The sequence below is a fragment of the Alishewanella sp. d11 genome (assembly GCF_049390205.1).
GTDB lineage: Bacteria > Pseudomonadota > Gammaproteobacteria > Enterobacterales > Alteromonadaceae > Alishewanella.
The window spans coordinates 2,010,464-2,022,384 of the sequence record NZ_CP186547.1 but is presented as its reverse complement, the minus strand read 5'-3'; the positions used below and the strand labels follow the sequence as shown (position 1 = coordinate 2,022,384).

Below are 11,921 nucleotides of genomic sequence, written 5' to 3'. Positions count from 1 at the left end.
ACCACAAAAACACAAGATCGATTAGTTATTACATATCAAAAATCGGTTGCGATATCTAAATAACGCTTAGCCATATCAGCAACCAAATACCGAGTACTTCTAGCCCTGCAGTAGTGGGCTGTTTGCTGGGTAGACAGAATAAAAATCTAGGGAAAAAAGTACACTTGTTCACTGAAACTGCCAGTGCAGCTCAAAAGTTTGGAATATTTAAATAATTTAAATTCAACAAGATAAGAAAATCTCACTTAGTTTAAAAACAAACGAACTGGCCAAACCAGACATTTTAGTGTACAACTGTACGCTGAAATTAACTAATTGTGTGAAGCTGTAGTGAAGTCATTTTTTACCCGCCTTTGGCGTAATTTTTGTTTAATGCTGGCTAACCAGCCCTCGTTAACGCTGTATTTTCTGCCGTTATTGCAACGCTGCTGGCCGGGTTTTCTGCCAGGCCAGTACCGTGCGCAGTTAGTCGCAAAGCAATGGCAAACAGCCGATATGCTGCAGTTAAGCTTTAAGGTCTCACCGCGCTGGCCGGGTTTTGTACCGGGCCAGCATGTGCTGCTAACCCTGCAGCATAATGGGCGCTATATCAGCCGGCCGTTCAGCATTTGCTCGCCGCTAAGCCTATGGCAAAGTCGGCAGCTTATTCAATTGTGCTGCAAAATTAACAGCTCGGGCGAATTTACCCCCTTGTTAAACCTGTTAGACGCAGGCGCAGTGGTGACGATTAGCCAGGCACAGGGCGATTTTTTCTGGCAACAACCGGCAATACCGGCGGTATTTGTTGCCGCGGGTTCTGGCATTACGCCCATTGCCGCTATGCTGTTAAGCCAGCGCCACTGGTTAGCGCCGGTAACGCTGTATTACCGCATGCGCGGCATCGCAAACGCAGCCTTACTCAACGATCTGCAGCAACTGGCCACTCGGCAACCGCTGTTTACCCTGAAGTTATCGGATAGCCTTACTGAACCTGCCGAGACACTGCAACAGCAACTTAGTGCCGATCTCAGTAATAAGCAGTTTTACCTGTGTGGCCCGCAGCGATTTATGCAGCAGCTACACAATACGCTAAGCCAGCGTGGCGTAGTGGCAGAGCATATTAAGCAAGAACAATTTGGTTTAGCCCCGCCCTCGGCCGCCGCTAGCACAACAGCTACGCTACTCAGCGCCAATTTTATCCGTGCAGGTATTAGCACCCCAGTAACGCTTGATAGCCAACATAGTCTGCTACAAAGTGCCGAATTACATAATTTGGCACCGCGCTTTGGCTGTCGTATGGGCGTGTGTTTTCAATGTGTCTGCGACAAAGTGTCTGGCCAAGTACGTGATATGCGTAGCGGTGCATTAAGCGGCCACGGTGCCGAACAAATTCAGCTGTGTGTCAGCCAACCGGTAACCGAATTAGTGATTAAGCTGTAACAGGATTAGTGATGAGACTTTCAACAGAACAATTTAACGCGCTTGAGCACGAACTGGACAACCTAAAACAGCAAGTGCAACAACAACTAGGCGACGCCGATGCGCGTTATATCCGCCGTGTTTTGCTGGCGCAGCGTCTAAGCGCCCTTAGCGGCCGCGTTTTTATGGTGCTGGGCTTTATTACACCTTGGCTTTGGCTGGCTGGCGTATTACTGCTGGCACTGGCAAAGATTCTCGACAATATGGAAATCGGCCACAATGTGCTGCACGGTCAGTACGACTGGATGAATGACCCAGTGCTGCACTCCAAACGCTACGAATGGGATATCGCGTGTGATGCGGCTTCATGGCAGCGCACCCATAACTTTGAGCACCACACTTACACCAATATTATTGGCAAAGACCGCGATTTTGGTTATGGCCTGCTACGTTTAAGTAACGACTTCCGTTGGCGATTACGTAATTTATGGCAAGGCGGCACTTACCTGCTGCTAAGTATGTTATTTCAGTGGGGTGTGTCATATCACGAACTGGCCGCACAGCGGGTATTCTTTGGCAAAAAGAAAAGTGATCGTCACACTCAGGTCAGTGACAGCGAACTGAAAAAAGCTTTTTTTGGTAAGGGCGCCCGCCAGTTAATGAAAGACTATGTGTTTTTTCCGCTGCTTGCCGGGCCAATGTGGTTGTGGGTTCTGTGCGGTAACTTGCTGGCGAATTTGCTGCGTAATTTATGGACCTCAACCGTGATCTTTTGCGGCCACTTCACCAAAGAAGTGCATGTGTTTACTGCTGCAGAGTGCGAGGGCGAAAGCCGTGGTCAATGGTATTACCGCCAAATGCTGGGCTCGTCTAATTTTACCGGCCCAACCTGGCTGCATATTTTAACCGGCCATTTAAGTTGCCAGATAGAGCACCACCTGTTTCCGGATATCCCGGCACGGCACTACCCTGCTATGGCCAAACACGTGCAAGCCATCGCGGCCAAATACGGCATACCTTACAATACCGGCAGTTTTGTGCGCCAATACAGCACGGTATTCGGCCGCATTATGCGTTATTCACTACCGGGCGGCGCCAAGGCCGTAAAAGGCTGGTGAAGTAGCCTGCTGCTCTGTACGATCAAGGCATGTTTGCTTTTGGTCTGACCAGTGGTAAGCTACAGCAAAACTCGCTAAGGCGGTCGGTTAGCAGCAATACCAATGCTAAGCGGCCGCAATGCGGCTGGATATTATTAAGGATGTTATATGGCAACTTCTCTTCGTAAGGCAAATTGGTTTTTAAAGCTGTTTGCTTGGCGCTATATTCCGTTAATTGGTTTTTGCTCGCCAAAAATTGTGCGCATGGACGAAAAAACCGTTGAAATTACCATGCCGCACAAATGGCGCACCAAAAACCATTTGGGCAGTATTTATTTTGGTGCGCTAGCTATAGGTGCTGATTTAGCTGGCGCTTTTTCCGTTTTTAGCAAAGCCAAAGATCGCGGCATTAATGCCAATTTTGCCTTTAAAGATGTCAACGGTCAGTTTTTAAAGCGGCCAGAAGGTACAGTGCATTTTATTAGCCATGATGGCGATATCATTGATCAGATGATTGATGAGTCGCTAGCGACCGGCGAGCGCATTAATAAACCGGTATCCGTTGTAGTAACCTGCCCCAGCAAAAATGGCGATGAGGTTATGGCAACCTTTACCCTCACCTTATCAATTAAAGCCAAAGCGAAAGGCAAAAAAGCCTAAGCTTATTTGCGCCCCTTGCTAACTGGCAGTAAACTTGCTGCCAGTATAGTTAGCAATAAGGTAATCACAGTGAGCCAATCTGCAATGCAGCACCTTAGCGGCAACCTTTTTATTATTTCTGCGCCCAGTGGGGCGGGTAAATCAACGCTGATTCAAGCCTTGCTGAAAAAGCATGCCGATATGCAGCTTAGCGTATCGCATACCACGCGCGCGCCTCGCGCCGGCGAGCAAGATGGTGTGCATTATCATTTCACCACCGTAGACGATTTTAAAGCTCGCATTGCCAATAATGAGTTTTTAGAGTGGGCTGAAGTGTTTGGTAATTACTATGGCACCTCGCGCCAGGCTATTGCCCAGCAACTTAGCCAAGGCATTGATGTGTTTTTAGATATCGATTGGCAAGGCGCACGGCAAATTCGTGCGCAAGAAGCCGGTACGGTTGGCATTTTTATTTTACCACCCAGCTTAACAGCGTTAGCGCAACGCTTAAATCAGCGTGGTACTGACAGCGCCGACGTTATTGCCGGGCGCATGGCCAAAGCGCAAAGCGAAATGTCGCATGCCAATGAATATGACTATTTAATTATTAACGATGTGCTCGACGACGCCTTGGTACAGATGGAGCGCATTGTGCTGAGCCAACGTAATGTGTTCACTAGCCAACAACATCGACACGCCGCCTTACTCGATCAGTTGTTGGCGAAAGACACAAAATAGCGTACACTTGTCGGTCTTGTAACATCCCTGGTTTAATCCTAAAGAATTGTCGGAGTGCTGAATGGCTCGCGTAACCGTTGAAGATGCTGTAGATAAAATTGGTAACCGTTTTGATTTAATTCTGGTTGCAGCACGCCGTGCTCGTCAGCTGTCTGTTGAAGGCAAAGAGCCGTTAGTAGACCGTGAAAACGACAAGGCGACTGTAGTTGCCCTACGTGAAATAGAAAAAGGCTTGATCACCAGCAGCATCCTTGATGCGCAAGAGCGTCGTGATCAACTGCAACAAGAAGCCTCAGAAATGGCCGCTGTTGCAGCTATTATTGGTAACGACCAGTAAAAAAATCCTGTCTTTTCGGTGCCAACAGCGCTTTAGCCGTTGGCATTCGCCAAATTTAAACGTATATTCTAAGCTTAAATCAGCCAATTAACTTTGTCTCTGCTGCACCAGTTTGGAGTTGTCGTGTATCTATTTGAAGGTCTAAAAAATCAGATAAGTGCGTATCTGCCGCCGGAGCAGGTAAATCTGGTACAACAGGCCTATGTGGTAGCCAGAGATGCTCACGCCCCGCAATATCGTTCTAGCGGTGAACCTTATATTACGCACCCCGTTGCAGTGACCAGTATTTTGGCCGAGATGAAACTCGACCACGAAACACTGATGGCCGCTTTACTGCATGATGTGATTGAAGATACGTCCGTTAATAAAGAAGATTTAGCGGCACTATTTGGTAGCACCGTCGCCGAGCTGGTGCAGGGTGTCAGTAAACTCGATAAGGTGAAGTTTAAAGACATTAAAGAGTTTGAAACCACCAACTTACAAAAAATGTTTATGGCCATGACCCAAGATATTCGGGTTATTTTAATTAAACTGGCCGACCGCACCCACAATATGCGCACCTTAGGCGCGCTGCGCCCCGACAAACGCCGCCGCATTGCCAAAGAAACCTTAGAATTGTATGCGCCCATTGCTAACCGGCTGGGTATTCATAATATTAAAAACGAATTAGAAGACTGGGGCTTTCAAGCGCTTTACCCAATGCGCTATCGGGCACTTAGCTCAGCGGTAAAACAAGCACGCGGTAACCGCCGTGAGTTGCTGGAAAAAGTACAGTATGATATCCGTAGCCGCATTGAACAAGCCGGTATAGTGGCAGAAGTGAGTGGCCGCGAAAAACACCTGTACAGCATCTACCGTAAAATGAAAAACAAAGAGCTAATGTTCAACGATGTGATGGACATTTACGCCTTTCGGGTGGTGGTAGACAGCGTCGATAATTGCTATCGCACCTTAGGCGTGATGCACAATCTGTTTAAGCCTATCGAAAGCCGCTTTAAAGACTATATCGCTATTCCCAAGCAAAACGGTTATCAATCGCTGCATACCTCGTTAATTGGCCCGCATGGTATTCCGGTTGAAATTCAAATGCGCACCCGCGAAATGGACGAAATGGCCGACAAGGGTATTGCTGCGCATTGGATGTATAAAACCAATGGCGAAGTGCAGCGCGAATCCACCGCACAAATTCGCGCCCAGCGCTGGATGCAAAGCTTACTCGAGCTGCAACAAAGCGTAGGTACCAGTTTTGAGTTTGTCGAAAACGTTAAATCCGAGCTTTACCCCGACGAGCTGTATGTGTTTACCCCTAAAGGCCGTATTGTCGAGCTACCTATCGGCGCCACGGCGGTCGATTTTGCCTATGCAGTGCATACCGACATTGGTAACCGCTGTGTCGGCACTAAGGTTGATCGCAAACCCTACTCGCTGAGCAAACCGCTGGAAACGGGCCAAACCGTTGAAATTATTACCAGCCCAGGCGGTAAGCCCAATGCGAATTGGTTAAACTACGTGGTCACTAGCCGCGCTATTTTAGGTATTCGTAACTACCTGAAAAAGCAGCAGCAGAACGAAGCCATTACCTTAGGTAAACGCTTGCTGACCTCGGCCTTAGGTAACGTTAAAATTGAAGATATTGCGCCAGAGCGCATCGAACAAGTGCTCGCTAATGTGCATCAACAGTCGCTAGATGCCCTTTACATCGAAATTGGCTTGGGTAACCAACTGCCTATTGCGATCGCTCGCCGTTTATTGGGCGAATTTGAAAGTGACGAGCCACAAAGCAAAGCCTTGCCGCTACCCAAAGGCAATACCTTTATTGTCGGCTCAGAAGGCATGTTAGTCACCTTTGCCAAATGTTGCCGCCCTATTCCGGGCGATCCTATTGTGGCCAACGCCACGCCGGGTAAAGGCTTAAATGTGCATCGCCATGATTGTCGCAATATCAAAGGCTGGGAAAAAGAGCCCGCCAAGTTTTTCCCAGTACGCTGGGATAACACCACTGAAAAACAATTTTTATGTGATATCCGCGTCTTTATTATCAATCGGCAGGGTGTACTGGCTAAGCTGACCTCGGTAATTGCCGCGCAAGACTCAAATATTCAAGACTTGTCGACCGACGATCGCGATACCGGCGAATATGTGATTAAAATTACTTTGTCGGTAAGTGGCCGCGTGCATTTAGCCAACGTGATGCGGAAAATTCGGGTACTACCCGATGTGCAAAAAGTTTATAGAAGGAAGTAACCTAAGATGTCTAAAGTGATTATTCGCACTAACGATGCGCCAGCCGCTATCGGTACTTATAGCCAAGCGGTAAAAATTGGCACTACGGTGTATTTATCGGGGCAAATTCCGTTAGTGCCCGACAGTATGCAAATGGTGTCGGAAGATTTTGCCGAACAAACGCATCAAGTGTTTAAAAACTTAAGTGCGGTGTGTGAAGCGGCCGGTGGTAGCTTAAATGATATGGTGAAAGTGAATATCTTTTTAACCGATCTCAGCCAATTTGCTACCGTTAACCAAATTATGAGCCAGTATTACGCTGAGCCCTATCCTGCGCGGGCGGCAGTTCAAGTAAGTGCCTTACCGCGTGGCGCGCAAATTGAAATTGATGGCGTGATGGAAGTTCCCTCAACCTATTAAGTCGAAGGTGAGTTTAGGTGTCAGCGTAGTTGTCGCTGGCTGACATCCAAACAGTATCCTGCTAAAACCGACATGCTGTTGAAGGCAGCGCCAGTTAAGAGATTTGCTTTTGAGCCAAACCCAGCTAGATAACATTGCCATTTCGGCCATTAAAGGCGTCGGCAGCAAAGCGGCCGAACGCTTGGCCAAATTGGCGATTTTTAGCATTCAAGATCTGCTGTTTCATCTACCGCTGCGCTACGAAGATCGCACTCGCCTCTACCCTATCGCCGACTTAATGCCCCTGGTGCATGCCACTGTGCAAGGCGAAGTACAAAGCAGCGAAGTGCAATTTGGCAAAAGACGTAGCTGGTTGGTGACGCTGCGCGATCATAGCGGCAGCATCACCTTACGTTTTTTTCATTTTTCGGCGGCGCAAAAAAATGCCGTAGAAAAAGGTACTCTGCTGCGCTGCTTTGGTGAAGTAAAACGTGGGCCACGCGGGCTAGAAATGCTGCATCCAGAATATCGGGTGATCCATGCCGAGCAAACCGATAACGCCGTGGCAGAAACCCTAACGCCCATTTACCCCACTACCGAAGGCTTAAAACAAGCGACTTGGCGTAATTTAACCGATGCGGCGCTTAGTTATTTAGATCGCTATGCGCCAGCTGAATATTTACCTACTGGCTTGTTGCCGCAGCCGTGGTCGCTGGCCGATGCTCTGCGTTATATCCATCGCCCCCCGCCAGATGCCGCCTTAAGCTTGCTGGAAAGCGGCAAGCATCCGGCGCAACAACGGCTTATTTTAGAAGAGTTGATTGCGCAGCAGCTCAGCATGTATCAGCTGCGTAGCCAAGGCCAGCAACAGCAAGCGGTGGCCCTAGCTCGCCCCGAGCCATTGTTGGCGCAATTTTTAGCGCAGTTACCTTTTACGCCCACCGGAGCACAGCAGCGTGTGGTGCAGGAAATTCAGCACGACTTAGCGCAAGCCTTACCCATGCTGCGTTTAGTGCAAGGCGACGTTGGCTCAGGCAAAACCTTGGTGGCGGCCTTGGCAGCGCTTACCGTAATAGGTAATGGCTATCAGGTGGCGTTAATGGCACCCACGGAATTATTGGCCGAACAACATGCCCTAAATTTTCAGCGCTGGTTTGCGCCCTTAGGGATCGAGCTGGCGTGGTTAGCCGGTAAAACCAAAGGTAAAGCCCGCCAAGCCAGCTTAACCGCCATTGCCAGTGGCAGTGCACAAATGGTGATTGGTACTCATGCGCTGTTTCAAGATCAGGTGAGTTTTCAACAATTAGCGTTGGTGATTATTGATGAGCAACATCGCTTTGGCGTACATCAACGCTTAGCACTGCGCGAAAAAGGCGGTATAGCGCACCATTATCCGCATCAACTGGTAATGACCGCCACGCCTATTCCGCGCACCTTGGCGATGACCGCCTATGCTGACTTAGATACCTCGATTATTGACGAGCTGCCACCTGGCCGCACGCCTGTAACCACTGTCGCCATTCCGGATAGCCGCCGCGAAGAAGTGATCGAACGCGTGCGGCAAGTGGTGACAGGGCAGCAACGGCAAGCCTATTGGGTGTGTACACTGATTGAAGAATCGGAAGCCTTGCAATGCCAAGCGGCCGAAGATACCGCCGTTTTACTGCAACAAGCCCTGCCCGAGTTACAAATTGGCTTGGTGCATGGCCGTTTAAAAAGCGCTGAAAAACAGCAAATTATGCAAGAGTTTAGCGCCGGCAAGCTGCATTTACTGGTTGCCACCACCGTTATTGAAGTGGGCGTAGATGTGCCCAACGCCAGTTTAATGATTATCGAAAACCCAGAACGGCTGGGGCTGGCGCAGCTACACCAATTACGCGGCCGCGTGGGTCGTGGCAGTGCGGTGTCGCATTGTGTATTGCTGTATCATGCGCCCTTATCACGCACCGCGCAGTCGCGGTTAAGTGTACTACGCGAAAGCAACGACGGCTTTGTGATCGCCCAGCGCGATCTGGAAATACGTGGCCCAGGCGAGCTGTTAGGCACGCGCCAAACCGGCCTGATGCAATTTAAAATTGCCGACTTAAGCCGCGACAGCGAACTGCTGCCCAAGGCGAGACAACTTGCCGCCACCCTATGGCAGCAACATCGGCCTGAGAGCCTACAATTGATTAAACGCTGGCTAGCCAACAAAGAAATCTACGGCCACGCCTAACTTATCCCACGTCTCCGGTACCGGTCTGACCAGTTTATCCACAGCACTCCGGTACAGTATCCGAGTGCTGTGGATAAAGGAGCGACAATGTCAACTCAGCGATCTGCTTTATTGCTTAACTGTGATCTGGGCGAAAGCTATGGTAGCTGGACTATGGGGCTGGATGAACAGGCCATGCCCCATATCGATTTAGCCAATATTGCCTGTGGTTTTCATGCTGGCGATCCGGAGGTTATGGCCCGTACGCTGCAACTGGCAAAACAGCATGGCGTGGGCATTGGCGCACATCCATCTTATCCTGATCTACAAGGCTTTGGGCGGCGCAGTATGCAATGTTCCAGCGCTGAGATAATTAATCTTATTCATTATCAGGTTGCCGCGTTGGACGGCATGGCGCAATGTTATGGCATGTCACTCAGCTATATCAAACCGCATGGCGCCTTGTATAACGATATGATGCGCAGCGACGCCGTGTGGCAAGCGGTATTAACCGCCGTGGCCAGCTACCATAAACCGCTGAAACTGATGATCTTAGCCACCGCCGAGGCCGCGCGCTATCAGCAACAGGCGGCTGCACTGGGCGTCAGTTTATGGTTCGAAGCCTTTGCCGATCGGCGCTATACCGCAGCCGGCACCTTAACACCGCGTAGCCAAGCAGGTGCGGTGCTGCATGGCGCTGAGGTTATGGCGCAGGTCAAGCAACTGCTGATAACAGGCACTGTCACTACCGATTGTGGGCAGGCCTTAGCGCTGCAAGCCGATACGCTTTGTGTGCATGGCGATAACCCTGCCGCCATTAAGCAATTAACTGCCATAAGCGCCCTACTACAATCATGTCCGTGATCTTACCCCTGCCCGCACTGCTGCTTCCCCCCGAATTAGTACCGGTGGGGCAAAGCACCTTATATGGCAATAACCCAACATTGCCGCCGCTGCGCTTAGCCATTGCTGGCGAGCAAGCCTTTATGCTGTATATCGAGCCTGGTATTATTCACCCACGGGTGGCGGCCATGGTGCACTATTGCTGTGAGCTACTATCGCCCTTGCTCGGCCATACCCTGCAGGAACTGTTGCCCGCTTATGCCTCAATCTTAATTAGCTTTAACCCGCTGCAACATAGCCATTTAAGTTTATTACCACTGCTTATTCAGCAGCTTTTGCCAGAAGCGGCAATTACGCCATTACAGCAAGCCAAACAACTGCAACAAGCTGGCAAAACGGTAGAACTGCCAGTGTGGTATAGCAGCGACAGTGGCGCCGATCTCCTTAGCGTCGCTAAAGCAAAAAACCTTACGCCAGACGAGGTGATTAGCCTGCATAGCGGCACGAGTTACCAAGTGTATGCCATTGGTTTTGCACCGGGTTTTGCCTATTTAGGCGAGCTACCCCAAGCCTTAGCCATGCCACGGCGTAGTAGCCCACGCGCCAAAGTGCCTGCCGGTGCTGTTGCCATTGCCGATCGGCAAACCGCTGTTTATCCCGCGGCCTCACCGGGCGGTTGGCACTTATTAGGCTTGTGTCCTATCCCGATGTTTACCCCACAACACAGCCCGGCTATGCCGCTAGCGGTGGGCGATCAGGTTCGCTTTGTACCCATTAGCGAACGGGAGTTTCAGTTATTAGGTGGCCACTTATGAGTAGCCCCTCGCTAGGTTTAACCCTAATTAGCCCTGGCACCTTAAGCTTACTGCAAGATGCTGGTCGCTTTGGCATGACCGCACTGGGCTTAACCCAAGGTGGCCCCATGGATGGGCATAGTTTTGCTTGGGCCAATGCGCTGGTGGGGAACCCGCGCAATAGCACGGTGATTGAACACCATATTGGTGGCTTAATAGTGCAAGCCCAGCAAGCTTGCACCTTGGCGGTAACGGGGGCCGTTGCAACTATCACAGTAAATGGCAAGCCGGTGCCCAGTTGGCAGGCGTTGGCTTTAAAGGCGGGTGATGAGCTAAGCATTGGTTACGCTACCCAAGGTTTACGTTTTTATATAGCGGTCGCTGGTGGTTTTGCGGTAACGCCACAATTTGGCAGTACCGCCACCGTAATGCGTGAAGGCATAGGAGGCTTGCAGCAAGATGGTGCAAAACTGCAGGCCGGCGCTTGTTTAGCCATAGGCACACCCAGCTTAACGCAAGCAGTGGCTTCGCCCAGCCAGCAAATTCAGCAATATACTCTCGCCCGCAGTGCCCGCAGTGAGCCTTTGCCGCTGCGGGTGTTATTGGGTTATCAAGGCGCAGCCTTAACCACTTTGGCGGGCAGCGGCTCTGAGGCGTATTTTAGTGCCAGCGAGCAGGCACGGTTTTTTCTGTCGCCTTATCAGGTGAGTACCCAAGGCGATCGGATGGGCATTAAGCTGCAAGGTGCGGCTATTCGTGCGCAGCGCCAGCAGTTGTTGTCGGAGGGAATTAGTTTGGGGGCGATTCAAATTCCACCCGATGGCCAGCCCATTGTGTTGCTGCAGGACAGGCAAACTTTGGGCGGGTATCCGAAGCTGGGTAATGTGTTGTCGTTGGATTGTTGGGCCTTGGCGCAGGCTAGCGCTGGGACGCTGGTGCAGTTTGTGCCGATAGATAGTTTTGAAAGCCATAATGCGCTGTGCTTATATCACGCAGGGTTTGCGGCGTCCCTCGACAAAGTTGTACGGCGCGTTTAGCCACCGGATGCACCAATCTTGAATTTAAGAGATTGCCTTGAACGAACCGCTAGGCTGCTTGCTACTTGGCTGAGATTGCGATAACCGACCCGCTAGGCTGCTTGCAGCCGTTATTGCACACAAAGACGCCGTGAACCCTTCCATGGGGGGTTACAAACTTCATCCCTGAAGTTTGCCCTGCGGGCCAGCTAAAGCTGTTCAAATTTGCTCCTGGCAAATTTG

Annotated in this window: 11 protein-coding genes; all 11 read left to right on the top strand. The window is 50.4% G+C overall.

Annotation, left to right across the window (positions count from 1 at the left end):
- Window positions 1-330: 330 nt before the first annotated feature.
- A complete protein-coding gene (locus ACO1PK_RS09120) occupies window positions 331-1,419 on the top strand; it encodes a flavin reductase family protein (RefSeq protein ID WP_423185334.1) in 1,089 nt (362 codons plus the stop codon).
- Window positions 1,420-1,430: 11 nt separating this feature from the next.
- On the top strand, window positions 1,431-2,516 hold the full coding sequence (locus ACO1PK_RS09115) for a fatty acid desaturase family protein (protein ID WP_423185333.1): 1,086 nt from the start codon (window positions 1,431-1,433) through the stop codon (window positions 2,514-2,516).
- A 147-nt stretch (window positions 2,517-2,663) separates the two neighbouring features.
- Window positions 2,664-3,155 carry a PaaI family thioesterase gene (locus tag ACO1PK_RS09110; RefSeq protein WP_423185332.1) on the top strand — a complete coding sequence of 164 codons (492 nt, stop codon included), beginning with the start codon at window positions 2,664-2,666 and terminating at the stop codon, window positions 3,153-3,155.
- An 84-nt stretch (window positions 3,156-3,239) separates the two neighbouring features.
- Window positions 3,240-3,872: a guanylate kinase gene (gene gmk / locus ACO1PK_RS09105; protein ID WP_423188189.1), complete on the top strand. Its 633-nt coding sequence runs from the start codon at window positions 3,240-3,242 to the stop codon at window positions 3,870-3,872.
- A 61-nt stretch (window positions 3,873-3,933) separates the two neighbouring features.
- Window positions 3,934-4,209: a DNA-directed RNA polymerase subunit omega gene (rpoZ, locus tag ACO1PK_RS09100; RefSeq protein WP_423185331.1), complete on the top strand. Its 276-nt coding sequence runs from the start codon at window positions 3,934-3,936 to the stop codon at window positions 4,207-4,209.
- Window positions 4,210-4,332: 123 nt separating this feature from the next.
- Window positions 4,333-6,453, top strand: a complete 2,121-nt coding sequence (gene spoT, locus ACO1PK_RS09095; RefSeq protein WP_423185330.1) for a bifunctional GTP diphosphokinase/guanosine-3',5'-bis pyrophosphate 3'-pyrophosphohydrolase — start codon at window positions 4,333-4,335, stop codon at window positions 6,451-6,453.
- Window positions 6,454-6,459: 6 nt separating this feature from the next.
- The gene (locus ACO1PK_RS09090; RefSeq protein ID WP_423185329.1) at window positions 6,460-6,852 is read left to right on the top strand and encodes a RidA family protein; all 393 of its coding nucleotides are present in this window, start codon (window positions 6,460-6,462) and stop codon (window positions 6,850-6,852) included.
- Window positions 6,853-6,961: 109 nt separating this feature from the next.
- Window positions 6,962-9,046, top strand: coding sequence for an ATP-dependent DNA helicase RecG (gene recG / locus ACO1PK_RS09085; protein WP_423185328.1), 2,085 nt, complete (start codon window positions 6,962-6,964; stop codon window positions 9,044-9,046).
- Between the two features lie 87 nt (window positions 9,047-9,133).
- Complete coding sequence (locus tag ACO1PK_RS09080; protein WP_423185327.1) at window positions 9,134-9,889, top strand: 5-oxoprolinase subunit PxpA; 756 nt, start codon at window positions 9,134-9,136, stop codon at window positions 9,887-9,889.
- The gene (gene pxpB / locus ACO1PK_RS09075) at window positions 9,880-10,683 is read left to right on the top strand and encodes a 5-oxoprolinase subunit PxpB (RefSeq protein WP_423185326.1); all 804 of its coding nucleotides are present in this window, start codon (window positions 9,880-9,882) and stop codon (window positions 10,681-10,683) included. The genes ACO1PK_RS09080 and pxpB overlap by 10 nt, the downstream gene beginning before the upstream one ends.
- Entirely contained in the window at window positions 10,680-11,699 is a 1,020-nt protein-coding gene (locus tag ACO1PK_RS09070; RefSeq protein ID WP_423185325.1) for a biotin-dependent carboxyltransferase family protein, read from the top strand. Before pxpB ends, ACO1PK_RS09070 begins: the two co-directional genes overlap by 4 nt.
- Window positions 11,700-11,921 lie beyond the last annotated feature (222 nt).